Origin of the sequence: Polyangium jinanense (genome assembly GCF_028435265.1) — a bacterium.
In the GTDB taxonomy this organism is placed as follows: Bacteria; Myxococcota_A; Polyangia; order Polyangiales; family Polyangiaceae; genus Polyangium; species Polyangium jinanense.
Window position 1 is genome coordinate 16,513 of the sequence record NZ_JAGTJK010000017.1, and the last position, 24,159, is coordinate 40,671.

General features: G+C 69.4%; 18 protein-coding genes. 8 read left to right on the forward strand and 10 right to left on the reverse strand.

The window, feature by feature from the left end:
- Positions 1 to 38 precede the first annotated feature (38 nt).
- Genes pgl through zwf form a run of 3 tightly spaced genes read right to left on the reverse strand, consistent with a single transcriptional unit; the run spans position 39 to position 3,399 of the window.
- Positions 39 to 773 carry a 6-phosphogluconolactonase gene (gene pgl, locus KEG38_RS27280; protein WP_272422859.1) on the reverse strand — a complete coding sequence of 245 codons (735 nt, stop codon included), beginning with the start codon at positions 771 to 773 and terminating at the stop codon, positions 39 to 41.
- The gene (locus KEG38_RS27285) at positions 770 to 1,810 is read right to left on the reverse strand and encodes a glucose-6-phosphate dehydrogenase assembly protein OpcA (protein ID WP_272422860.1); all 1,041 of its coding nucleotides are present in this window, start codon (positions 1,808 to 1,810) and stop codon (positions 770 to 772) included. The genes pgl and KEG38_RS27285 overlap by 4 nt, the downstream gene beginning before the upstream one ends.
- Positions 1,807 to 3,399: a glucose-6-phosphate dehydrogenase gene (zwf, locus tag KEG38_RS27290; RefSeq protein ID WP_272422861.1), complete on the reverse strand. Its 1,593-nt coding sequence runs from the start codon at positions 3,397 to 3,399 to the stop codon at positions 1,807 to 1,809. The genes KEG38_RS27285 and zwf overlap by 4 nt, the downstream gene beginning before the upstream one ends.
- 130 nt (positions 3,400 to 3,529) lie before the next feature.
- Here zwf and KEG38_RS27295 point away from each other — a divergent pair, with 130 nt between their 5' ends.
- From KEG38_RS27295 to KEG38_RS27305, 3 genes are all read left to right on the forward strand, one after another.
- Complete coding sequence (locus KEG38_RS27295) at positions 3,530 to 4,012, forward strand: DUF433 domain-containing protein (RefSeq protein WP_272422862.1); 483 nt, start codon at positions 3,530 to 3,532, stop codon at positions 4,010 to 4,012.
- Positions 4,013 to 4,234: 222 nt separating this feature from the next.
- On the forward strand, positions 4,235 to 5,524 hold the full coding sequence (locus KEG38_RS27300) for a hypothetical protein (RefSeq protein ID WP_272422863.1): 1,290 nt from the start codon (positions 4,235 to 4,237) through the stop codon (positions 5,522 to 5,524).
- 133 nt (positions 5,525 to 5,657) lie between these two features.
- Positions 5,658 to 5,981, forward strand: a complete 324-nt coding sequence (locus KEG38_RS27305; RefSeq protein WP_308215647.1) for a rhodanese-like domain-containing protein — start codon at positions 5,658 to 5,660, stop codon at positions 5,979 to 5,981.
- Between the two features lie 7 nt (positions 5,982 to 5,988).
- On the opposite strand, the gene KEG38_RS27310 is transcribed toward KEG38_RS27305, so the two are convergent.
- Entirely contained in the window at positions 5,989 to 7,371 is a 1,383-nt protein-coding gene (locus KEG38_RS27310; RefSeq protein WP_272422865.1) for a carotenoid oxygenase family protein, read from the reverse strand.
- Between the two features lie 113 nt (positions 7,372 to 7,484).
- Here KEG38_RS27310 and KEG38_RS27315 point away from each other — a divergent pair, with 113 nt between their 5' ends.
- From KEG38_RS27315 to KEG38_RS27325, 3 genes are read left to right on the forward strand one after another with little or no spacing between them, the layout of a single operon-like run.
- Complete coding sequence (locus tag KEG38_RS27315) at positions 7,485 to 9,968, forward strand: LysM peptidoglycan-binding domain-containing protein (RefSeq protein ID WP_272422866.1); 2,484 nt, start codon at positions 7,485 to 7,487, stop codon at positions 9,966 to 9,968.
- Positions 9,958 to 12,270, forward strand: coding sequence for a hypothetical protein (locus tag KEG38_RS27320; RefSeq protein WP_272422867.1), 2,313 nt, complete (start codon positions 9,958 to 9,960; stop codon positions 12,268 to 12,270). The genes KEG38_RS27315 and KEG38_RS27320 overlap by 11 nt, the downstream gene beginning before the upstream one ends.
- Positions 12,271 to 12,325: 55 nt before the next feature.
- Complete coding sequence (locus KEG38_RS27325) at positions 12,326 to 13,366, forward strand: hypothetical protein (RefSeq protein WP_272422868.1); 1,041 nt, start codon at positions 12,326 to 12,328, stop codon at positions 13,364 to 13,366.
- A 152-nt stretch (positions 13,367 to 13,518) separates the two neighbouring features.
- Here KEG38_RS27325 and KEG38_RS27330 read toward each other — a convergent pair whose 3' ends face one another.
- The 3 genes from KEG38_RS27330 to KEG38_RS27340 all read right to left on the reverse strand — a co-directional run bounded on the left by KEG38_RS27330 (position 13,519) and on the right by KEG38_RS27340 (position 15,728).
- The gene (locus KEG38_RS27330; RefSeq protein WP_272422869.1) at positions 13,519 to 13,914 is read right to left on the reverse strand and encodes a DUF7793 family protein; all 396 of its coding nucleotides are present in this window, start codon (positions 13,912 to 13,914) and stop codon (positions 13,519 to 13,521) included.
- A 44-nt stretch (positions 13,915 to 13,958) separates the two neighbouring features.
- A complete protein-coding gene (locus KEG38_RS27335) occupies positions 13,959 to 15,107 on the reverse strand; it encodes a PAS domain S-box protein (RefSeq protein ID WP_272422870.1) in 1,149 nt (382 codons plus the stop codon).
- 63 nt (positions 15,108 to 15,170) lie between these two features.
- The gene (locus KEG38_RS27340) at positions 15,171 to 15,728 is read right to left on the reverse strand and encodes a protein N-terminal glutamine amidohydrolase (RefSeq protein ID WP_272422871.1); all 558 of its coding nucleotides are present in this window, start codon (positions 15,726 to 15,728) and stop codon (positions 15,171 to 15,173) included.
- 131 nt (positions 15,729 to 15,859) lie between these two features.
- Between KEG38_RS27340 and KEG38_RS27345 the strand changes: the two genes are divergently transcribed.
- On the forward strand, positions 15,860 to 18,457 hold the full coding sequence (locus tag KEG38_RS27345) for a tetratricopeptide repeat protein (RefSeq protein ID WP_272422872.1): 2,598 nt from the start codon (positions 15,860 to 15,862) through the stop codon (positions 18,455 to 18,457).
- Positions 18,458 to 18,473: 16 nt separating this feature from the next.
- Here KEG38_RS27345 and KEG38_RS27350 read toward each other — a convergent pair whose 3' ends face one another.
- The 3 genes from KEG38_RS27350 to KEG38_RS27360 form a co-directional block, all read right to left on the reverse strand.
- The gene (locus KEG38_RS27350) at positions 18,474 to 19,346 is read right to left on the reverse strand and encodes a hypothetical protein (RefSeq protein ID WP_272422873.1); all 873 of its coding nucleotides are present in this window, start codon (positions 19,344 to 19,346) and stop codon (positions 18,474 to 18,476) included.
- Between the two features lie 42 nt (positions 19,347 to 19,388).
- Positions 19,389 to 21,728: a hypothetical protein gene (locus tag KEG38_RS27355; RefSeq protein WP_272422874.1), complete on the reverse strand. Its 2,340-nt coding sequence runs from the start codon at positions 21,726 to 21,728 to the stop codon at positions 19,389 to 19,391.
- A gap of 100 nt (positions 21,729 to 21,828) precedes the next feature.
- Complete coding sequence (locus KEG38_RS27360; RefSeq protein WP_272422875.1) at positions 21,829 to 23,652, reverse strand: MYXO-CTERM sorting domain-containing protein; 1,824 nt, start codon at positions 23,650 to 23,652, stop codon at positions 21,829 to 21,831.
- 61 nt (positions 23,653 to 23,713) lie between these two features.
- Here KEG38_RS27360 and KEG38_RS27365 point away from each other — a divergent pair, with 61 nt between their 5' ends.
- Positions 23,714 to 24,139, forward strand: coding sequence for a SpoIIAA family protein (locus tag KEG38_RS27365; RefSeq protein WP_272422876.1), 426 nt, complete (start codon positions 23,714 to 23,716; stop codon positions 24,137 to 24,139).
- The last annotated feature ends 20 nt before the right edge of the window (positions 24,140 to 24,159 follow it).

Genomic DNA, 24,159 nt, shown 5'->3' on the forward strand with positions numbered 1-24,159 from the left:
ACCTTTGCCCCGTACGAAGTTCCGGGCGGGAAAGCAAGCTACGGGATCTCGCTCATCCCCTCGAGGAACCAGATGACCTGACCCCGCGCTCGGAGGAGCACGCGCGCGGGCACCTCCTCCTCGGGCCCGTCCATCCATGCTGCCGCGATGGGCTGCCGTTTTTGCTCGTCGCGAGCCACGAAGATGGCCCAGTGCGCCTCGCAGAGCACCGGCGCGGTGAGCGTGAGCCGGGCTTCGAGGCCCTTGTCCGGCTGCGCCGGGATCGCCGCCACGAGCCGATCGTCGATCGCGGTCGCGCCCATCCCCGGGAAGAGCGACGCCGTGTGCCCGTCGTCCCCGATGCCGAGCGTCATGACGTCGAACGCGACCGCTCTCGTCACGCCGAACGTACGCCGGAGGAGCGCCTCGTACCGCGCCGCGGCCGCTGCGAGATCCGGATCCTCCGCCTCCATCCGATGCACGCGGCCCGCCGGGGCACGATCGAGTCCGAGATCGGCGTAGGCCATCCCGTAGTTCGAGCGCGGCGAGGCCGGATCCACGGCGCGCTCGTCCACCCAGAACCAGTCGATCCGATCGAGCGGCAGCTCCATCTCCGCCAGCCTCCGGTGCACGGGACGCGGCGTGGATCCGCCCGAGAGCGCAACCCTCGCCGTCCCGCGCTCCTTCACCGCCGCCTTGATCAACGTCGCGAGGCTGGTCGCCGCGTTTTGCACGAACGTTTCTTCGTCCGCGGCATCGATGACGATGTAACGCGCGTCGGCTGTCCTGTTCATCGCTCACTCCATTGCGCCCCGAGAACGAGCGCATCCCTGAGGACCCGATCGCCCTCCATTGCATCGAGCGCCTTCACCAGCACCCACGCCTCGTCCCGGTAGCCGAGCGCGTGCTCGTGCGAGGTCACGCGCGCCCCGCGCCGCGTCCATGCGACCTGCTTCGGGTTCTCCCGGTCGCGCACGCACGCGAGCGAGAGCGGCTGTCCTTCGATCGAGGTCTCGATCCACACGCCCGTGATCTGCCCCGGCGGAAGGCCCTCCCGCGGATCGTCGCGCAGCGTGATCCGCACTGGCTCGCCGTGCCGATCCCGCGCCCGATCCCGCGCCTCGAAGCCCCAGCCGAGCCGCGATCCGAGCCAGCCGAGGAAGAGCGCCGCAGGCTCGGTCGCGCCGCCCGGCGTCCGCCCCACCGTGACCTCGCGGATCGATCCCAGCCCAGGCCGCGCGTCGTCGAAGAACCGCGCCACGAGCTCACGCCACTGGTACGTCCGGACGAACTGACGATCGCCGACGGGCGCCGTGGACGTGTGGAGCATCTCCGCGATCCGCGCGACGCTCGTGTGCGCAGAGTCGACGATGAGCCGATCGGCCCGCGGCAAGAGCGACGGCAAGAGCGCGCGTGGCGCCCCGCGACCGATCTCCACGACGACGGGCACCTCCGGCAGCGCGAGCGCCGCCACCACCGAGCCGGCGCGCTCGCACGCCATCGCGCCGAACGTCATCTCGATCCAGTCGAAGCAGATCGGCGTTCCCGCGTCGAGCCTGCACGCCGCGCGCACGTCGTAGCTCACCTCCCAGGGCGCGAGACGCCCGTCGCTCGTCAGCACGAACGCGCGCCCCGGGTGCGTGTCCGCGAGCGCGTCCGTGGTCGCGCGCGCGTGCTCGATCTCCGACGGCGCCGCGAGGAACACGAAGCTCATCGTGGACGAGCGCACCTTCGTCATCGGCGCGCCCGCCTGCTCGTCCGGCGAGGACCAGAAGGACGCGAGCTCCCCTTCGATCCGCGCGAGCGCCTCGCCGACCGGGAGCGCCGTCACGGCTTCCTCCACTTGTCGCCCGGCACGAGCAGCCGATCCGCCTCCCGCGGCCCCCAGCTCCCGGCCTCGTAGGTCGCGACGGGCGCGTCTTGATCGCGCCATCCCGCGAGGATCGGATCGATGAAGCCCCACTGCGCCTCGACCTCGTCGGCGCGCGTGAACAGCGTCGCGTCGCCGCGCATCGCGTCGAGGATGAGCCGCTCGTAGGCCTCGGGCGTGCTCGAGCCGAACGCCGTCCCGTAGCGGAAGTCCATGGCCACGTTGCGCATCGTCATCCCGCCGCCTGGCACCTTCGTGGCGAAGCGCAGCGCGATCCCCTCGTCCGGCTGGATGCGCAGCACGAGCACGTTCGGCTCGTCGTCGCCGCGGCGGATGCTCGGGGGCGGGCCGCCATCGGTGCCCTGCGGCCCGTCGCGGAAGAGCCTGTGCGGCAGCGGTTTGAAGTGCAGCGCCACCTCGGCCACGCGCTTCGCGAGCCGCTTGCCCGAGCGCAGGTAGAACGGCACGCCGCCCCAGCGGAAGCTGTCGATCCGCAGCGACATCGCGACGTACGTCTCCGTCTTCGAGTTCGGATCCACGTCCGGCTCCTCGCGATAGCCGGGCACCCTGTCGCCGCGCACCGTGCCCGCCGTGTACTGCGCGCGCACCGTCTTCTCCAGCACCTCACGCCCGCGGATGGGCCGGAGCGCGCGCAGCACTTTGACCTTCTCGTCGCGCACCGCGTCCGCGTCCCACGACGACGGCGGCTCCATCGTCACCATCGTGAGGAGCTGCAGCGCGTGGTTCTGCACGATGTCGCGCGTGATGCCGGTCTGATCGTAGAACTTCCCGCGCCCCTCGACGCCGAGCTCCTCGGCCACCGTGATCTGCACGTGGCTCACGTGCTGCCGCGACCAGAGCGGCTCGAAGATCGTGTTGCCGAACCGGAAGACGAGCAGGTTCTGCACCGTCTCCTTCCCGAGGTAGTGATCGATCCGGTAGATCTGCCGCTCGTCGAGGCACGCGAGCAGGTCCTTGTTCAGCGCCCGCGCGCTCGCCAGATCCTCGCCGAACGGCTTCTCCACGACGACCCGCTGGTAGCTCGCGTCCGGCCCGTCCGCGGGGGGCACGACGAGCTTCGCGTCACAGAGCCCGCGCACGATCGCGGGCACCTCGGTCGGCGCGACCGCCAGGTAAAACACCCGGTTTTGCCCCGTCCCCCGCTCGACCTCGAGCCGCCCGAGCTCCGCGGCGAGCCGCGCGTACGTCGCGGGATCGTTGAAGTCCCCTTGCACGTACGCCATGCCCTTCTCGAGCTCGCTCCACGTTGCCTCGTCGAGCGGCTTTCTGCGCGAGAACTTCGCCACCGCCTCGCGCATCTCGTGGCCGAACTCCGGCTTCGGCCGCCGCGCGACGCCGACCACCGCGAACCCACCCGGCAGGAGCCGGCTCAGCGCGAGGTTGTAGATCGCCGGCAGGAGCTTGCGCCGCGTCAGGTCCCCGGATGCCCCGAAGATCACGACGGCTGCGGGCCGCACCGTTCGCTCGTCGGGCATGCCCTCGCGGAGCGGGTTTTCCTCGCCGCTGCCGACGTTCTCGGAAAACGACATGCGTTCCTCCCTCGCGGGACTCCCCGTCCCGCGGGGCAGGCTACCAGAGCCCCGTCCGGCGCGGCGGAGGACGCATCCGTTGGTTGATATCTTTGCTACCGGCGCGGCCCTGGCTACCCTCTCGGCACGTATGGCAGACGCAAGCCTCCCGCGCGTTCGGGTCCCTCATCCGCACGTGCGCTGCGACGCGAGGATCCTCGCAGGCAGCCCCCACGTCGAGGGATCGCGGGTGCCCGTCCGGCGCCTCTGGGTCTGGCACCGCGGCGGGGCCTCGGTCGAGACCCTCTTGCGCCGCTACCCGAACCTCGGCCCGGCCCGCATCCTCGACGCGCTTTCCTTCGCGTACGACAACCAGGACCTCATCGACGCCGACCTCGCCCGCGAGCAGGCGCTCTTCGAAAAACAAGGCGGCCCCACCGTCGGCGCCCGCCCCCTCGCGCAGCTCCCGCTTCCTTTCGACGAAGCCGCCCCGGACAGCGAACAACCCCCCGCGGCCCTCTCGCGACAGCCCATGCTCCCCGGCATGTCGGCCGTCGTCCCGCCGCCCGCGCCGCCTGTGTCCGCCCCGACCAAATCGGCTGCGTCCGTGACGAAGCCCGCACGCAAACGCTAGAGACCTCAGCACAGCCCGGGCGATCCAACGGTCTTTACAGCCCGACGAGACTAGGGCAGAAGGGCCCTCGTGCTGGGAGGGATCGACGCGGAGCGTCCAGGCAGCTCTTCGCCTGGTGAGTTCCGCTTGCGGGACCTGCCACTCGGTAGTGACAGGCGGCATGGCGCAGAGCGCCCCCGCACAAAGAGAGGCGCCCGCCCCGGGTGCCGGAGGGTTAGTCAGATGAGCGTCAGTCGTTGGAAGTTGTTCTCCATGCCCATCGTGGTGCTCGGCATCGCCTCGCCGCTCCTCGCGAACTGCGGCGGCAAGATCCCCGGTGTCGGCGGCGTCGAGGTTCCCGACGCCGTGACGGAGGGCATGGAGGCCGCGAAGGGCTGTGACGAGTTCAAGACCGGCGATTTCGGCTCCCTCGCCATCAAGGGCGACGCGAAGGTCCAGGGCAAGATCAAGTCCTTCCTCCAGGTCTCGTACGACGTGAACAAGACCGTCGTCGACCTCGAGAAGGGCCTCATCACCTCGTGCGGAGCGCTCGGCAAGGACCTCGGCATGAAGGACGACGAGCTCCGCGCCGAGGCCGGCGGGGGCAAGGGCGCGGACAAGGTCTGCACCGCGGTCGCCGCGAAGGTGAAGTCGATGCTCGCGGCGAACGCCGAGGCGAAGATCTCGATCGAGTTCGACCCGCCCAAGTGTTACGCGGACGTCGACGGCATGGCGAAGTGCCTCGATGCCTGCGGCTCGCCGATCGAGCCGGGCAAGCTCGAGGCGAGCTGCTCGGGCGGCGAGGTGAGCGGCTCGTGCGACGCGCAGTGCAAGGGCACCTGCTCGATCGAGGCGGGCGCGCAGTGCACGGGCACGTGCAAGGCGAGCTGCTCGGGCAAGTGCGAGGCCGGCTTCAAGGGCACCTGCGGCGGCAAGTGCGACGGCAAGTGCGACGGCAAGCAGGCGAGCGGCGCGTGCGCCGGTCAGTGCGAGGGCAAGTGCGACGCGAAGGCCGAGGGCACCTGCTCGGGTACCTGCTCGGGCTCTTGCTCCGCCGCGTGCGAGGTGAAGGGTCAGGCGAAGTGCGAGGGTAGCTGCTCGGGCGGCTGCTCGGTCGCGTACAAGGAGCCGAAGTGCTCGGGTGAGTTCAAGCCCCCGACGGTCGACGTGGAGTGCCAGCAGAGCTGCACGAACCGCGCGGCTGCGACGGCGAAGTGCGATCCGCCGGCCGTGCGCGTCGTGGCGAACGGCAAGGTGAACACCGACGTGCAGAAGCTCGTCGCCGCGCTGAGCCGCAACCTGCCCGGCATCATCAAGCTCTCCGCGGGCTCGGGCGCGAAGATCAAGGTCGGCGCCGAGGGTCTCGTGAAGACGGGCAAGGGCATGATCGACGTGGTCGGCGACGCGGGCGGCAAGGCCCTCGCGTGCGTGAAGGCCGGCGTGGACGCGACGGCGAACGCGACGAGCTCGATCGACCTCAACGTCAAGGCGAGCGTCAGCGTGACCGCCTCGGCGAGCGCCAAGACCAACTGATCGGTCTCGGCCGCTCTTCCTCTCGCCACTCTTTCCTCTTCCTCTCCCCGTAACACTCCCTCATCCCCCAACCCCCTCTCCCTGACGGGAGAGGGGGCTTTCGCCGCGGCTGCGGTTGGAGCACCAAACATTGGTGTCCCAAATTCTTCCTCGTGAGCTCGCCGATGCGATCGCCGCGGGCAAACCCGTCTACCTGATCGACGTGCGCAAGCCGTGGGAGCACGAACGAGCGGCGCTGCCGGGCAGCGTGCTCGTCCCGCTCGACGAGCTCACGGAGCGCGCCGACGAGATCGAGCCCCCGCCGGGCGCGCTCGTGGTCGCCTACTGCCACCACGGCGTGCGGAGCCTCTCGGCCGCCGCGCTGCTCGAGCGCATGGGCCTGCCCGGCGTCGCCTCCCTCCGCGGCGGCATCGACGCCTGGTCGCGCGAGATCGACCCGAGCATCCCCCGCTACTGACGTCGCTTCACGCGGACACCCATGCCGCGTGGAACCCGTACGGCACGCGCCGCGGCATGCGCACGCGCGCCAAAGGCCCGCGCCCGATCTCCCGCGCGTCGAGCACGATCATCTCGGATTCCCCCGTCCCCTCGTCGTGCACGAACCCCACGACGTACCCGTCATCCTCGCGCGTAGCGCCTTCCCGCGGCGCGAACACCATCTCGCCGCCGAAGCGATTCTTCCCGAACACGTGGGTATCGCTCCGGCCCTTCTCGAAGTCGTACTGCACGACCCCATCGATCCAAGGCAGATCCGCGCCCGGCACGAAACGCGCGGCCGTGCCAAACCGGTTTTTCCTTCCGGCGAGCCGGTCGTCGATGCGCGTGAAATCCGCCTGGGCATCGTCGAGCTGCTCCTCTTTGGCCTCGCCCGTCTCGAGATCGAACGTGAATCGCCACGCGCGCCCGCCGTCGTAATCGCGCTTCGCCTGCTCGGGCGAATGCCCCATCACGTCGGTGTGCGCGAGCCGGCTCGCGAGCAGCACCACGCGCGAGCCCTCCTCGTAAGCATTCCACACGTGATAGATGAAGCACGCAGGCAGCTCGAACCAGCGCACCTGCGAGGCATCGCCCCGCCGCGGCAGAATCCCGAACCGGCTCGGCCGATCCTTCTCGAAGGCGAGCGGCACCTCGCCACGCGCCATGCGCTCCATCCGGAACGTGTAGGGCAGGTCCAGCAGGATCGAATAATGCTCCGTGATCGCGAAATCGTGCATCATCACGGGCACGTCGAGCGGAATCTGCACGTAATGGTCGAGCCGCCGATCCGGCCCCACGACCCCGTATTTGATGTACGGCAGCCAGAGCGTGTACCCGAAAAACACCATCTCCCCCGTCACCTCGTCCACCTTCGGATGCGCGGTGAACGGGTGGTCGAGCCGCCCGTCGAAATCGACCATCCTCACGGTTTCCAGAGCAGGCAACCGAATCTCGTGCGGCGGCCCGCCTTCCCACGTCGCATAGAGCTGCGACCCGTGGAGGGCGAACGCCGTGTTCGCCACGTTCTTGTAGATCATCCCGTGCGGCGGCTCGGCCACGTTCGGCGGCTCCGCGAAGCCCGTCCAGAGCGCCCGGCCCGCCTCGCGCTCGAACTGAAATCCTTTCGTGCGGACCCAGCGGTTTCGGTACGACGCGCGGCCGTCCTCGATGCGCACCGCGTGAATCATTCCATCGCCGTCGAAAAAATGGTACCGCCCGATCGGCGCGAACTGCGCGTTCGGGCCGTTGCGCACGAACGTGCCCCGGAGATCCCGCGGGATCTCGCCGATCACCTGCAAATTCGGCACGTCGAGCTCGTCGTGCACCGGACCCCAGTTTCCTTCGAGATAAGCGCTCGTGACGATTTGCATGGGCTCCTCCGGCGGCGCTGCGCGCTCGCGAGGGCAGGAGTAGTCGCCGGCCCGTTCGCCTGTCAAGGTTCGTCCCTGGAATGCGTCTCGTTCGTTCGGCGTTTTGCGCCCCCATGCGACGCCCGCGTGACGCCATCCTCTTTCTCGCGGTGTTTTTCTTCGTCCTCGGCCTCGGCGCCCTCGCAGCCGCCGCGCCGCCGGAATCGAAAGAATCCAAAGGCACCATAACTCTACCGTTATCACGGTGGCGCGCTCTCGAAGACCAGCTCGCCGCGCCCGCGCCCCCGCATCGCGCCGCCGAAGGCGTGCTCTGGGTCTCGCGACGAATCGAGGGCCGCTTCCGCAAAGGCCTCTGGACCGGCCGCCTCGTCGCCCGCTTCGACGTCTTGCCCGGCGGCGGCCCCGTACGCGTCCCCGTCCTCGATCATCGCGCCGTCCTCGGCGAGGTCACGCTCGACGGCGACCCCGCCGCGCTGCTCGAGGACGGCGAGCGATATGCCCTCCCGCTCGATCAACCCGGCCGCCACGAGCTCACGGTCGATTTCCACTGGGGCCGCGAGACCGAGCGATTCACCCGCACGCTCGACCTTTCGCTCCCCGAGGGAGGCCCGGTCGCGCTCGAAGCACGCATTGCCGAGCGGGGCATCACGCCGACCCTCGCCGGCGGCGCGCTCGCCTCGTTCACCGAGCAAGGCGGCGATACCGTGGTCACGGGCCACCTCGACGGGAGCGGCGAGCTCCGTTTGTCCTGGAAACAGAGCAAGGCGAGCGAGCCGCGCGGCGAGGCTCGCATCGAGGCCCGCGAGCACACGCTTTTCCGCGTCAGCGAGGCCCTCGTCACCGGCCAGAGCCGGATCGACCTCCACGTCCTCGAAGGCGAGACCGACACGATCCGGCTCTCCTTGCCGCAAGCTGTGGAGGTCCTGCGCGTCGAGGGGAACGCCGTCCTGCAATGGCATCCCCTCGTCACCGAAAAAGACGGCCGCGTCCTCGTCGTCCTCCTCCGTCACCTCGTCGCCGACGAGGCGCAGATCCGCGTCGATTTCCAGCTTGCGAACCAGCCGCAGGCGCCCATCGAGCTCGTGATGCCCTTGCCGTCCGCGCCCATTCCCACCGTGGGCTCGCTCGGCGTGCTCGGTCCACCGGGATTGCGCCTGGATCCGCGCGGTGTCGAAGCCGCCGAGCGCCTCGCGCCACGCGAGATTCCGGAGGAGCTCCAGGCGCTTGGCACGGGCCCCGTGCTCTTCGGGTATCGATTCGAAAAAGCGCCGCGCATCGTGCTCTCGGCCTCGCCCTTGCCCGAGCTCGAGCTCGCGCGCACGGTCGTCGACGAGCTCTCGGCGTCCACGGTCGTCCTCGGCGACGGCACCGAACGCACGAAGGTCGCGCTTCGGATTCGCAATGACGGCCGGCAATACGTCGAGCTTTCCTTGCCCGAGGGTGCGCGCCCGCTGCGCTCGTTCATCGACGGCCGCGAGGTACGTCCCGCCCTGCTCGGCCAGCGCCTCCTCTTGCCGCTCCGCCAGAGCGAGCGCCTCGCCGCCGATCAGACGCGCATTCACGTCGTGCGCGCCGGCGAGACCCTGAGCGACGTCGCGAACCTTTATTATGCCGACCCCTCCGCCTGGCAGCGCATCGTCGCGAAAAACCGCGCCGTCCTTCCGGAGAGCGGCGCCCTCGCGAAGGACATGCGCCTCGAAATTCCCCCCGCCGCCGAGGCCACGAAAGAGGCGTTTTTCGTCATCGAGGTCGCCTACGAGCGCCCCCTCCACGCGCTCGGCGCGTTTGGCCTGGAAAAACTCCGCCTCCCGGGCCTCGACGTCGACACCACGAAGGCGGTCTGGCACGTCTACTTCCCGTCCTCGCACGAGCCCCTCGAATTCCGGGGCAACCTCCGGCAAGCGTCCCGCATCAAATACGACCCGTTCCGCCGGTTGCAATGGTACCTGCAATCGGCGCTCGGCGTCTCGACCGCGTCGGCGGGCGGATACGAAAACATCCTCCAGAAGCGTCGCGCCATCTACAACGACGAGGCCACGGGCGGCGGCGAGCCCTTCGCCGCGCTGACCGAGTTTCCTCTCGTCGGCGAGCGGTATCGCTTCCGCCGCATCCTCCTCGGCCGTGAAGTCCCCGAGATCACCGTCGTCTACGCGTCGAACGGCCTGCTCTCTTGGGCCCGGCACGGCGCGCTCGCGGCCGTGTTCGTCGCGGCCGCCGTCGCGCTCCGGCGCCGCGGCCGCGCGCCCGTCCTTGCGCTCGTCGCCACGCTCGTCCTCGTCCTTTGCCTCGCCCATTTCGTCCCCGGCATTCACCGCCGGATCCTCTGGGGCCTCGATTTCGCGCTTCTCCTCGCGCTCGCGCGCCGCGCGTGGCCCCGCGTCCGCCGCCTCGCGCGCGCCTTTGCACGCGCGCCGTGGCTCCTCTTCCGGGCGATCACGGCCCGCAGGCTCGTCGCAGCCGCGGGTTTTTCCTGGCTCCTCGGCGAGCTCGCCCTTCGTCCGACGCTCTTGTCCCTGGCTGCGCTCGTGCTGCTATCCGCCGCGTGGTTCCGCTTGCGGAGCCTCGCGGAGCGGCGGAGGTCTCGTCATGCAACGTAATCGATCGGGTGCTTTTTTCGCGCTTCTCCTGCTCGTGCTCTCGTCGCTCGTGGCCACGCACGCCGTGGCCGAGGAGAGCGACAGCGAACAGGCGTCCGAAGAGGACCAGGCGGCCGAAAGCGAGGGCAGCGAGGAAGGGAAGGGGAGTGAGGGCGAAGAGGCCGAATCGGAAGAATCGCCCAAGGCCCCCACGACGCAATTCGACGAGGTCATGAAGCTCAACGCGCCTCCGCCGGCCGAGGGCGAAGCGAAGGCCGCGGCGAACGAAGCCGAGCCTGCCGCGGAAGGCGGCACCGCGACCGTGCCGCTCGCCGAATACAGCGAGCTCGCCCGCCGCGCCGCGCGTATTCGGAACACCCGCGCGACCTTCGCAGCGGCGCCCGTGGTCCTCGGCGCCGCGTCGTACGAGGGTGAGGTCGAGGGCGGCGTGCTCGCGCTCCGGGAAAAACTCGTCGTCACGCTCGCCGGCGACGGGCTCAAATTCGTGCCGCTCGTCGGCGACGACGTCGCGCTCGTCTCGGCCACCGCGGACGGTGAGCCCATCGGCGTCACGCGCCGGCCCGGGTATCACGTCTGGGTCACCGATCGCAAAGGCGTCGTGACCGTCGAGCTCTCCTTGCTCGTGGGCCCGCGCGGCGGGCGCGGATCCATCGAATACGCATTTCGATCGGCGCGCACGCCGAGCACCCGCGTGGCGATTCGCCTCCCCTCGGAGGGCCTCTCGCCCCGCTTCGACGGCGCCGTCGTCAGCGAGGTCCGCGCCGAGCGCGGCGGCACCACCGCGCGCGCCACGCTCGCGCCCACGACCGAGATCCGCGTCGTCGGCTTCCGCGACGTGGGCGGCGTCGAGGCCCCGGGCGCCGCGCGCGCCGTCGCGGAGACCGTCTCGCTCCTCAGCATCGACGAGCGCGCCGTCGAGCTCTTCACCGTCGTCCGTTACACCATTCTACGCGGCGCGATGCAATCGTTCGAGGTCGCGCTCCCTGACGGCGTCGAGGTCGTCTCCGCGGAGGGCGAGGGCGCCTTCCATTCCACGACCGAACGCAAAGACGACGGAATCCTCCTCCGCGGCGAGACCGCCTTCCCGATCGAGGGCACCTACGAGCTCTCGCTCCGCCTGCGCCTGCGCGGCGGCGCCAAGGATCGCGTGATGGCGCGCCTCCCGCATTGCCTCGGCGTCGAGCGCGAGCATGGCTGGCTTGCCGTCGAGGTCCCGGGCAAGATGCGCATCGGCGAGACCTCGCGCGAGGGCCTCGTCGCCGTCGCCGTCCCCGAGCTCCCGACCGAGGCGCGCGCGAGCGCGGTGAGCCCGATTCTCGACGCCTATCGTTATCACGCGGCGTCGCCCGCGCTCGGCCTCTCCGTCGAGCGGTTGCCCGAGCAGGAGCTCGAAGAAGGCGCGATCGACGTCGTCGAGGCCACGAGCGTCCTCGCGGCCGAGGGCAAGCTCGTCACGGATCTCCGTGTCGTCCTCCGCAATGCCTCGCGGCCGAGCCTCGCGCTCGGATTGCCGCCGAATACCGAGGTCCGCGCCGTCCGCCTCGACGGCGAGCCCGCGCGGCCGAGCCGTGGCGAGGACGGAAAACTCCTTTTGCCACTGCAACGTTCGCGCGGTGCCGATCACGAGGAGCCCATCACGCTCGACATCGTACTCGAATCGAGCCTGCCCGCGCTCGGCCTCTTCGGCGCGCCCGAGCTCGCGCTCCCCGCGCTCGACCTCGGCGCGGCCGCATGGCGATGGCGGCTCTACCTGCCGGCCCACAACGAATACCTCGACCTCCGGACCGACGTCCCCGCCGAAGTCTATGCCGGCGCCGCGAGCTGGCACAAGCCGCCGCATTTGAAGCGCGCCGTCCGCTGGAACGAATCCGAGGAGGGCGAAGAGCGCGCGGCCCCCGCCGTCGCGCCCACATGGACCGAGCTCATCGCTACGAACACGGAGAAATCGCACGTGCGGTACTGGGTCGGCCCCGGCACCGTCGTCCGCGCCCGCGTCCCGTTCGTCCGGGCGTATCTCCTGCTCCCGCTGAAGTTCGCCTTCGTGCTCGGGCTTTTTGCAGGGCTCGGCTCGTTCTTGTACCGGCGCGCCGGGCGGAATCGCGCGACCTCGGGAAAACCTCGCACCTCGCTCGTCGAGCTCGCCGTGCGTTTGCCCGGGCGCATCAAGGCCTTCTTTCGGCGACAAACCTTTTCGCGACCCCTCGCCGCGCGCGTCGCTCTCCTCTCGATCGGCTTCCTCGCCGTCGCCGGCTTTTTCGTGAACCGGTTCGGCAAGCTCGTGCAGGCGCTTTTCTCCGGCTGAGCACGTCGGTCCTGCTCGCGCCTGGCGGCGGCCCGGGTTACCATCCGCCTCGGGCATGCGTACTTCCCTTTTGCCGCTCTTCGCCTCTCTCACGCTCGTGGCCGCCGCCGTCGTGGCGTGCGCCGGCGCGCCGTCTCCGGGCGTGGGGGGCACGGCGCCGCCCGTGGACGACGCGGGTCCCTCGGAAGCGGGGCCCGACAGCGGCGATGCCGGGCCCGCTGTCCTTGCCGCGCCGAAGGTGACCCCGGTCGAGGATCCGGAGCTCGCGCGCATCGCGGCGCTCCCCGAGGCCGAGCGCCTCGCCTATGCCCGCGCGCACCTGCCCGAGCTAAAGGACCTTCGCAGCGGCACGACGCCGGTGGACTTTTCGAGGTTTTTGAAGGCCGGCCACACGGTCGCGCTTTTCGTCCCCGAAGAGCTGCTCCAGCACGACGCTCCGGCGCCGCAGGGGCTCTGCCGGCGCGTCGTGTTCGAGGTGCAGCCCGAATCCCTCCATGCCGAGATTCCAACAGACGGCGGCGAGGGCCGCCCGAAGCTCGCGCGCTCCGGCTCCTTCGAGCATCTCGAGCTCGACCGGAACGTTACCTTATATGGGCCGCACAATCGGACGATACAGACAGACGCGCGCGGCCAGAAAACCGAATCGATGACAGCGTACGGATCGGCGTGGTCTCCGTCTGGCACGCTCTTCGAGATTCGCGACGACGCGATCCTTTATGGCGCGACGCGTGTCTCCGCGCATGCCGTGTGCATGGTGTTCGAGGAGCATTCGTGTGCGGAGGCCGACGGCGGTGTGGGCGCCTGCGCGCGGTGCACGCGCCTCGTGGCGAAGCTCCATTCCCACGAGCCAGGCCATGCCTTTGGGATCGCGGTCGCCCGGGGGCGGAGGGGGCCGGCCGAAGGCGAGGCGCTCCCCGCGTGCGCGGCTTGCCCTGTGGACGCCGTCTCCGCCGAAATCCCGCGGATCAACCGCGCGCTCGCCGGGCTCGTCTTCGAAGACACCTCGGGCGACGCCTGGCCGGCGTTTTTCATGAAACGAGAGGCTTGCGTTGCGGCGGCCCGAAAGCACGCGGAGGAAACGCGGCGGGCACAATGACGGGCGGCCGGGGCTTTCGCGTTTTACATCGACCGCATCGCGGTCGATGTACCTGAGGTCCAGGGCTGTGCCCTGGTTCGGGTCCAGGGGCGAAGAGCCCCTGGTCGGGCCCGGGGTGAAACCCCGGCGATACGCTGTGAAATGAACTCCCCTCAGCGAAAACGGATCGACGGCGGCGGGCTATCGTGCTCGTCGTCGAGAAACCACTCGATCCACGGCATTGCGGCCTGCTCCGAGGCAAACAGCTTCGTCGGGACGGCGGGCTTCGAGACTGTGATCACGAAGTTGCCGATCATGTTGCTGACCGGCGAGCTGCCTGTGATCACCGCGACGCATTTACAGACGGCCGGGACGTCGGGGCTCACCCAGAACTTGCGGACCGCGTGATCGGCGCCGCGCAGGCCCCGCTCGTCCACGAGCAGGGGGCGCGGCTGCCCGCCGCCGAGCTTCTTGGCCGCCTCGAAATCTTCCTCGGCGTCCTGCAGCGTGTATTCCGCTCCGTCTTTCGTCACCTTTTTGACGAATCCGCGCGGGTCGTACGTCAGCACGGCCCCTCGCGTCTCTATCTCGCCCGGAACGTCGCTCGAAACCATTATGAACTTCTCCTGGGAGCCTCGGCCTTCTGTGCCTTGCGGTTCATCGAGAGCGCAATGCCGCTCTTCAGCGTGCTGCACGTCCTGACACCGGGCAAATCGAGCCCCATGTCGACGAGGGTCTTCGCCACCTCGGCGCGCAGGCCCGTGAGGACCACGTCCACGCCGAGCATACGCGCCGCGTGCGCCGCGCGGACGAGCGCGCCTGCTACGTCCGCGTCCACCACGGGCACTGCCGTGATGTCGAGGATCGCGACGCGCGGCTGGGCCTTTGCGATGCCTCGCAAGAGGGACTCGATCACCTGATCGGCGCGCTCCTGATCGAGCGTGCCCACGAGCGGCATGACCACGATGTCGTCGGTGATCGGGATGAGCGGCGTGCTCATCGTCCGGATGAGATCGTTCTTCGCGCGGATCGCCTCCTCGAGGCGCATGCGCTCTTCCTCGGCGCGCTTGCGGTCCGTGATGTCGCGCAGCACGCAGACGAAACCTTCGATCGTGCTCCCGTTCTGGAGCGGCGAGGTCGACACCGAGGCCTCGATGACCGCGCCCGACTTCGTCAAACACTGCATCTCGTGCCCGTGGAGCGCGAGGATCTGCGCGGGATCGTGCTCCTCCAGGAAGAGCGTGCTCACGGGCTTGCCGAGGAGCTCGCGCTCGCTGAAGCCGAGGAGCTCCGTCGTCGCGCGGTTCACGGTTCGCACGAGCCCTGCCGCGTCGACGACGACGAGCGCGTCTGCCATCGAGGCGAAGACGCTGTCGAGGTAGGTCCGCGAGACCGTCGAGCTCTGCAGCTCCTCGCGCAGCATGTTGAGCCCGGCTGCGATCCCGTCGAGCTTGTCGTGTGCGGGGCTGATGGATGCGCGCGCCTCGAAGTTCAGCGCTGCGAGCTGCACGACCACGTTCGTCAGCGTGGCGATCCGCTCGTCCTCGGACTTGCGCTCGGAGAGGACCTTGCTTCCGAGGGCCTCGATCTCGCGGAGGATCTCGCCGACGAGCCCGACGCGCTCGCGGCTCGGGAACACGAGATCGCCGGCGCGCAGGCGCCGCAGCATGGTGACGGCCTCGCGCAGACCGGCGTCGCTCGGCGGCCCCGCGCTCGGGGGCGGCCAGTCTCGTCGTCCGTCGTCACGATCGTCTGTTCCCATCGGTGTCTACGGGGGACCCAAGCTGCCTCGGGCGGGAGCATATACCGACACCGCGGCCCTTGGCTAGCCGACGCGCGCGGCGAACGCGGCGAGCGAGAGCACTTCGCCGTGGAACGGCCGCGTTACGTCGACGAACGACATCAGGTTCGAGGGGACGCTTTCCGCACCTACAGGCGGCCATGGCGGCGGGGGCTTACGGAACGTACCGTCCGGCAAGCGCATGTGCGAGCGGTCCGACGCGAACGTCCGGGCGAAGAGATCGGCCGGGACGACGCGGAACGAGGGCAAGTACGGCGGCGGCACGCCCGGGTGAAAGCTTCCCCGGAGCCACTCCATCGCGGGCAGGGGGACACCGAAAGTGCAGTCGACGTCCCAGATCTCCGGCGGATCCCGGACGAGCAGGACGACGTGGTAATCCCACACGATGGGTTTGCCCCGGCCAGCTTTCTGCGACCACATGGGGCATGCGCGCTCGGCGTTCGAGATGAACACCACGTCGCGCCGCTTGTCCACGAGCGCGGGCTCCTGGCAGAGGTGCCAGACGTTCTCTTCGCAATAAAAGGGCTGGCGCAAGAGGCGCGGCGCGCGGGTTTGCTCGCGCCCATCCGCGCGTCGTTTCATGGCAAGGACCTCGAAGCAATCATCGTAACCCGGACGGGGCCGGGCGCGGAAGGCGGAAGCGACGGCTCGGCCCGCGCGCACCACGAAAGCGCGTTCCGTGGCCCTGGCCTGCCGTGCTAGCGTGGCCGGCGATGGCCGCCCCGCCCCTGCCGCTGCCGATTGCGGCGCTCGTTCGACGCGCGCGCAACGCCACGGACCCAACCCGGAAGCACCTCGCTTCGTATTACGCCTGGGAGGCGAGCATCCGCCTCACGGTGGCGGCCGAGCCGCCCGCGGACGTGAGCACGCTCGGCATGCCCTCGACGGGGCACTGGGTGAAGGCGATGCCGGCGCGGCCGGGCAGCCTCACGGATCCGGCGCTGCTCGCGCTGCACGCGCTGCTCGCGGAGGTCGGGACCGACAGCCGGCAGGCGCCGAAATCGACGAACGCGCAGAAGCTGCTCGCGCTCCTGCCGGCGTACCGGAACAAGGTCATCGGGCACGGATCCACGCGGAACGACGCGTTCAATCAGGAGGCCGCGCGGGTCTTTCTGGAAGCGATCGAGCCCGCCTGGCGCGCCGGGATGTTTTTCCCGCCCGACGCCATGCTGGTGTTCGTGGAGAAGGTGGAGATTGGGGCGGACGGCGACCGCAAGGCCCAGATTGTGCGGCTCGAAGGCCTCGCGTCCGAGCGCGAGGGCGCGGCGCAGGCGGGGGAGGACATCCTGCCGGGCCGGGTGTACCTGCGGAAGGACGGCCATTTCGCGTCGCTCCACCCGTGGGTGCTGTTCGAGGGCGGCGAGGAGCGGGAGCGCGCGCTTTTTTTCAATGGATATCGCAACGCGGCCGAGTACCTCGATTACGCGAGCGGCGACGTAGTGAAGAGCAAGGCGCTCGCGGCCGCGTTTTCCTCGCTCGACGCCGACGTCGCGGCGCTCGTGGCCGGCGGGGACAAACGCCCGTCCGGGCCGGGATCACGCAAGACAGCCGCGCCGCGCCCGCCCGAAGGGGCAGGGGAGGCCGAGGAAAAAGTCGCGGCGGCCGTGAGCCAGGAAAAAACCGTTGCACAGCAAAAGACCTCGCGGCCCGGATGGCTTTTCCCGGTGATCGGGGCCGTTTCGCTGTCGCTCGGCGGGGTCGGGGTTTGGCTCGGTACGAAGGGGTCGTCCGGGCCGAAGCCCTCGGCGGACGTCGCGCCGAGCGCGTCCGCCGCCCCGGTCGAGGACGAGGACATCCCGACGATCTCGCAGGATCCGGCCGTGCAGGCGGAGTTCCGGCGGGGGATCGAGAGCCTGCTCAAGGCGGACGTGTACGGCGCGGAGACGGCGCTCCTCTCCGTGCGCGACAAGGCGCCTCGTGATCCGTGGCCGCACGTTTGGCTCGGCATGACGGCCGCCCTGCAGGGCCATTACGAGGATTCGACGCGCGAGTTCGACGAGGCGGTCACGGCCGTCCGCGGGACCACGGGCCGCGACGCGGAGCTCGTCGCGATCCTCGAAATGTCGGACGAGGACGCCGCGAAGGGCCTCGCGGCCTGGGAGACGTTCAAGGCCAAGCACCCGAAGTTTTTCCTGGCACACCTGCTCGTCGCTTATTACTTCACGTACCGGGGGACGGTGCCCGAGTGCATCGCGCGATTCGAGGCCGCGCGCGCGATCGACGGGCGGCACGCGCTCACGCATGTCCTCGAATCGACGTTTTACATGGATTCGGGGAAGTTCCCCGAGGCGCTCTCCGAAGCGGAGAAGGCGCTCGCGTTGCAGGGGGCTTCCCCGTGGATCATCGCGCAACGCGGGATGGTGCGGATGCGCATGGGCGACACCGCCGCCGCACGGGCCGATCTCGAACAGGCGATCGCCCGGCGCGGGCCCTTTTCGGCGCACGTGACGTATGCGCTCTCCCTCTTGACCACGGGCAAACCCGAGGACGAGGCGCTGTTCGCCCGCGAGCGGCAAACCTTGCTCGATACGAAAAACGTCGAGGATCGGCTCGCGTTCATGTGCACCCACCCGCTCGTGCTCCTGCGCGAAGGGCGCGCGCGAGAGGCCGACGCCTTGCTCGAAGAGGCCGTCGCGTTCGCCGTGGAGAAAGGCAAACAAGGCACGCTTCTTCGCTGCGTGCTCTTGCCGTCGTATGCCGACGTGGTGCTTGGTCGATTCGACCAGGCCGAGGCGAAATTCGCCAAGCTCTCGCGCATCTGGGAGGGATTCGGGCTCGCGAAGACAGACGAGGAGCGGGCCAAGATCATGCTGAAGGGCTTGAAAGGCATGCTCGCGCTGGAAAAAGGCGACACGGCCCGCGCCGAGACCGAGCTCGCCGAGCTGAAACGCCTCGCGTCCGGCGGCAATGAAGAGCTCGGGTATGCCGTCGCCGTCGCCCGGAAGGAGGACGTCGTCATTCCGGACGCGCCCGAGGCGCGCGGCAATTTTCCCCGCTTTCGGCGGATGCACCTCCAGGCCCGCGCCTTCGAGCTCCGCGGCAAGCTCGCCGAGGCCGAGCAAGCCTACGAAAAGATCCTCGGCGAGCGCGAGAAATGCGCGAAGCACGTGTTCGACATGCACCTGCTCTGCGGGCCCTACGTCGCCGACGGCCTCGTCCGGCTCGCGGCGCTTCAGCAGAAGCGGGGCGCGAATGCGGAGGCCGTCGCGACGCTCGACGCGCTCGCCGCGTTCTGGCCGCGCGCGGACGCGGATCTGCCGCCCGTGAAGCGCGCGGCCGAGGCGCGGAAGAAGCTCCCGCCGGCGAAGTGAACGCCGCGCGGGCGCGTCAATACGCGCAGAGCGGGTCCTTCGGCGGGCAGTGCTTCCCGGGCTTGGGTTTGCCCTCTTCTTTCACGTCGACCGCACCGCGCGCCGGCGCGCCTTGATCGACGCCACCCACGAAGCCATCCGCGTCTTCGTCACGCTTGCCCTCCCCCGTGATCGGGCTCGGCGGCCTCGACACCTCGACCCGGCGCGTATCGTCGTCCGCCCCCAGGTCCAGCGCCACGAGGTCAATCGACACGAGCGCGCCGCAGCCGGCGGGCGGCGTCGTCGCATTTGCCGCGCCTTTCGCGCACGCCTCCGTATCACCGGCCTTTTCCACCGGCGCGCCGGACGCCGACTCGGCCACCTCGAATGCGCCGATCGTGTATCCACGAACGACGTGCGTCGCCTCTTTGCACGCCTCGGTCGCCTCGGGGGTCGCGGTCGCGCCGCCGAACGTGAATCGACCCGCTTGCGCGAGTTTTACCTCGAGCGCCCGCCCGCCGTTCACGACCGTGCCGAGCCGACCTTTGCCGAGCGGCACTTCGCGCTCGATGTCCGCCTCGTTCGACAGGGTGAACGATCCATCCTCCGGCGCGGCCCTGTACGCTGCCGAGGCGCGTAGCTCGCACGCCTTTACGACCACGAGCTTGCACCCTTCGAGTTTCACGGCGACGGGGCCTTCTTCGAGCCGTTTCTCCAGCGCCTCGCGCTCGGCGGCCGGCAGGGCGACGACGCGCTGGCTTGCGGGCTCGTTCGGGAGCGGGCTGCAGAGGGCCGATTCGCCCGGCGGCGGAGCCATGGGGCCGCGCTCGACGGCGTGGTTCTGCGCCGCGCCACACGCGGCGAGGGAGACGAGGGGAATCGTGGCGACGAGGAGCGAGAGGATCCGCACATGCGGACCGTATCAGGGCCCGCGCGGGGGCTCAAGGCCGACTCAATTCGCGGAACAGGACAGGAACATCCTGCCGGGGGAGCCGAGCCCGGCGCTCCCGGGGATGCGGATCCGCCTTTTTTGATTTTCCGGGCAGGTCGAGACGAGCTCCGGGTTGCCGAGGGGCGGAGAGGCCGTGGCGTCGACGTAACACCACCCGTGGACCGGATTGCCATTGGCGAGCGGCGGATCGGAGACGTCCTCTTGGCAAGCCGTCCGCGCCGCGCCCTCCTCGGCCTGGTTCACCATGCAGAGGCAATTCCACTGCTCGCTCGCCGCTTGCGGGTCGCTCATGACGAGGTTGACGAGCGGGGTGTGCTTTGGCGGGATCTCGACCCGCCCCTCCGACGGATCACATGCGCACGCGGCCTCGTCCACGTGCCGCGCTTCGATGACCACGCAGGGCAGGCCGCCCTCCGGATCGGTCTCGAGGCTCCGGGGCAGGCAGGTATCCTCGAATGCCCTCGCCATCCGCGCGTGGAGCGCGTCCACGGCCGGGCGATATCCGGCGCCGGACCCGCCCGTGTCCTCGATGCTCGCCGGACAAACCGAAGCCACGACGGCCTGCTCGCCGAGACCTTTCATCACCGCGAGCTGCCGGAGGCTCGGATAGGCCTTCGCACGGACCTGCAAGGTGGGCGCGCCGCCGTTCATGGCGTTCGGCGCGCAGAGGGGATTGTCGTTGTCCGTGGCTTTGCAATCACATCCGGGGAGGGTCTCGTCCGTGCAATCGCGCGCCTGCCCTTCCGGCAGGGGAAAGATACACGCGTATTGCAGGTCGTCCCCGGCGATCGTCCGCTCGTGCCCGTTGATGGGGTTTTTCGTTGGGGCATTCGCGTCGACGAGGACGTCGCCCGTGATCGGGTTCGTCCCCGCGCGTTTCGCGACGGACTCGATCATCAACGGATCGAGCGGGCGCACGTATTTCGTGGGGTCTCCGAGGATCACGTCCCAGGTCGTGGTGCCCGCCGCGTCGATCGGCGCTTCGAGCTCGTCCGCGCTCTTCAAGCCCTTTCCGAGGTCCGTCGGATCACGCGCGACGTCCTGCCAGGGCACGCCGACGATGCCCGCGAAAAACACGTCCCGAGGTTCGCGGCTCTGCCAGACGTCGTCGTTCGGATCGAGGTCCGCGAAAATGGGGTTCGGGACGAGCTCCCCGGCGCGATTCTGGATCTCGTAGGACGAGAAGGCCTGCACGTATCGATCCACTGGATAGAGAAAATCGATGCCGAAGCGGCGCTTCTGATCCCAGCACCGGAGGTTTTTGTCGTCCTCCTCGGGCGTGAGCAACGCGGGGCCGCCGTTCGGTCCGATGCACTCGGCCTCCTCGGGGCAACTGCCCGGGTCCTGCCCACAGGATTTGCAGCAAGGATCGTTCGGATCGATCGCGCATTCCTTCCGCGCGCGCGGGACCCGCACGTCTGTGCCGTCGGGAGTTTTTCCCATTCCGACGTAATAAAACTGCCCGTATTCCTTGATGGAGCAATCGTTCTCGTCCGAGAGCAGCACGATCGCGAGCATCGAGTCGGGCCGCAGGAACGCCTTGCGTTGTTGCAGAAGGGCCGTATCCGTGCCCTCGGGCGTGGCGCGGTTGTTGACGACGGAGATCGACGCGTAAGGCTCGGGATCGACGAGGAACCGATACACGCTCTCGAGCTGCGATTCGAACTCGCAGCCGATCGGTCCGACGCCGGCCACCATGTCCCGGAGCGACGCGCCAAGCGTGGCGAGGTTCTCCTCGCCGGGCGGCGAAAGCGCTTGCGCCGGATCCCAGGCCAGAAAGCCTCGATCCTCGTAGGTCGGCGCCGCAGCGCCGCCGCAGGCGTCGAGCCGCGCGACGAGGTGGCCCTTGTCGTTGTTCGTCGTGTTCGTCTGTCCTGCGCACGCTTTCTCGTCGGGCACGAGGTCGGGACAGCTATCCGCGCCGTGCCCGCCGATGCTCGAGCTGAGCACGCCGATGTGGATGTCGAGCACCGGAGGCGTCACGCGAAAGGTGCCCGCCGGGCAAGGATCGAGGGGATGGTCAGGCTGCTGCTGCGCCGCCACGCCCTCGGCATTGACGCAAGGCGGGTTCACGAGGCGGAGGACGAGGTCGGGCACCGCGCTCGCGAGCAGCGCTTGCTTGTCGGCCATCGAGCGCGAGTTGTCGAGGGCGAGCAAGAGGTCGAGCTTTTGGACCGTGGGCGCCTCGAGCCGTGCGATCCAGGGCTCCGGGGTGCAGCTCAGCGATTCGCAGGAGACGACGGGTCGCACCGCGCCGTCGCAGGCGACGAGGCCGGAGGCGACCAGGACGAAGGAAGGCGCGACGAGGGCGAGCGAGGTACGGGAAGGGCGAGACCGCATAGGTCCTCCGCGATTTGCCGTGGGCCGGTGATTCGGCCCACGGCGCTCTTGTTTGGTGTGGCAACCAATATGCCACGCCGCGGAGGCGGTCCGGCAAGGACTAACGGCCGCGGCGCCGCGCGCCCCGGAACGCCGCAAGCGCGAGGAGCCCGAAGGCCGCCGTCGCGCCGCCCGCGGGCGCGGTTTGTCCAGGCACGGAGCAATCGCAGCTCCCGGACTCGGAGGCGCCGCCGTCGCTGCCGCCCGCGGCCGCGCCGCCGGCACCACCCGCGCCGCCATCGCCAGCCGCGCCGCCGTCCCCGCCTGCGCCGCCCGCGCCGCCAGCGCCGCCTGCGCCGCCGCTGGCACTCCCTCCGCCCGCGCCGCCCGCGCCGCCGCCGCCCGCGTACTGCACGAGCTTCGATTGCGAGAACGATTCGGTGACGAGCGGTTTGTTCGGGCAAACCTCGAAGCCGTAGCCCCACTTCGCCTTGAGGAAAAAGCCCGCGAGCGCCGGCGCGTCCTTCACCTCGAGCTCGAGCGTCACCGTCTTCGTCTTCCCGGACGGAAGATCCCCGACCGGCACGCCGGCCGTGAGCGCGGCACCGTCAACCGGGTTGCCAGAGATGTCACCGGGGGTGCCGTCGACCGCGAACGAGACCAGGCCGAGGCTCGCTTCGAGCGGGAGGGAGAAGTCGATCTGCTCGGCCGCGACGTCGCCGTTGTTCGCGAGGATGGCCGTGACCGTGAAGGTGTCGCCGAGCGAGACCGAGCTCGGCGCGTCGATGACGCTGCTCGCCACGCCTTTGAAGTCCGGCGCATTCACGTCGATGGAGAACGCCGCGAGGATCGGGGCAAACGAGTCGTCCGTGGTGAGCGTGCGGATGACGGCCGAGCTCTGCCCATTCTGGAGCTGCCCTTCCTGGGAGCTCAGGGGCACCGTGGTCACGTCCCAGCCTTGCCGACCCCCGCTGACGTTCTTGCCGCCGATCGCGTCCTGGTTCCGATCGCCGAACGTGCCTTGGGTGTCGAGGTTTCCGTTCTCGTCGTTGATTTGCGAGCAAAAGAAATTGTTCGAGGGGTTGTTCGGGCCCGAAAGATTCTTGAACTGCCCGTTTGCCGTGGGGGCGAGCTGGAGCTGGTCGCCGACGAAGTTCGCGTCGCCCTCGATCGTGCTCACGATGATGCTGCCTTCGACGACGCCCGCCGGCGGCGCGCAGAAGCCGCTCACCGTGTAATCCTGGGTCGTGTTCTCGTCGACGAACGAGCCGCCCACGAAGATGCTGAGGTTGCGCATGGGGACGCCCTCGTCGCGGTAGGCGACGACGAGCGTCCAGCCGGCGGCGTTCAGACTATTGATCGAGCTCGGCTGCGTGGCCGGGACGCCCGACACCTCGTACGTGCCCTTGCCAGCTTGCTTGACGAAATCCGTTACGTCCGCCGAGCGCATGTAATAACGGACCGCGAAGCCCGAGGCCGCCGTCTCGTTCATCGTGAGCGCCGTCGCGGGGTCGGGCGTGACCATCATCGTCGCGCCGTTCGCCGCGAGGGTCACGGCTGTGTTGAGCAGCGCCGTGACGTTCTCCCCGCCATAGTCGTAGCTGCCGCCCCAGAGCAGCTCCGCGTAGAGCACCTCGGCCTCGGGGAGCGAGAGCACCGCGCTCGACCCATTCAGCTTCCAGTCCGCCGTGGTGCCCATCGGCCAGGGGTTCTGCGGGTCCGCGGCGGGCTCGTCGACGGTATTGCCGAGCGAGATGAACGTGCCGATGGAGTCACGATCTCCGGGCCCGTTCACATTCGTGGCCTTGCTCAAGCCGAGGGCGTTGCCCGTGCCCGCGATTCCGCCGGGCACCGTCGCGGTGAAGCGGAGTTGCTGCGCGGAGGCAGACGCAGGGGCGAGCGCGGCGCAGGTGAATGCAAGGAGGAGAGGTGCACGAAGCTTCATGCTCCCATGGCTAACCCGGGGGCGCGTGAGGGTCAAATCCTGTATTCTCACGTGGAGCGGCATGGAGACCCGGGCAACCTTCGGCCTCAGCGAGATGATCTTCGAGGCGCCCGACACGTTCGTGGTGAAACCACGCGGGGACTTCGACGGGGAGATCGCGAGCGCGATGATCGAGCACCTCATCGTCCTGGCGCAGGACCTTCCGTTCGTGCTTCTGCTCATGGATCTCACGTCGCTCGGCGCGATCACGCCGGCGGCGCGGCACGCGCTCACTTCGAACGGGCACAGGCTGCCGCCACGCGCGCTCGCGATCCATGGCGGGAGCTTCACGGTGCGCGTGATGTCGCAGATGATGGCCCGGGCGAGCTGGCTGCGCGGGAGTCGCAACCGCTGGGTGTGGCATTCGCCGAACGAGGCGGCCGCGCGGGCGTGGCTCGACGAGAAGCGGAGGGTGCTCGCCGCGGGGGTTCGTCCTACGGAACGGTAATGGCTGGCATCCCGCTTGCC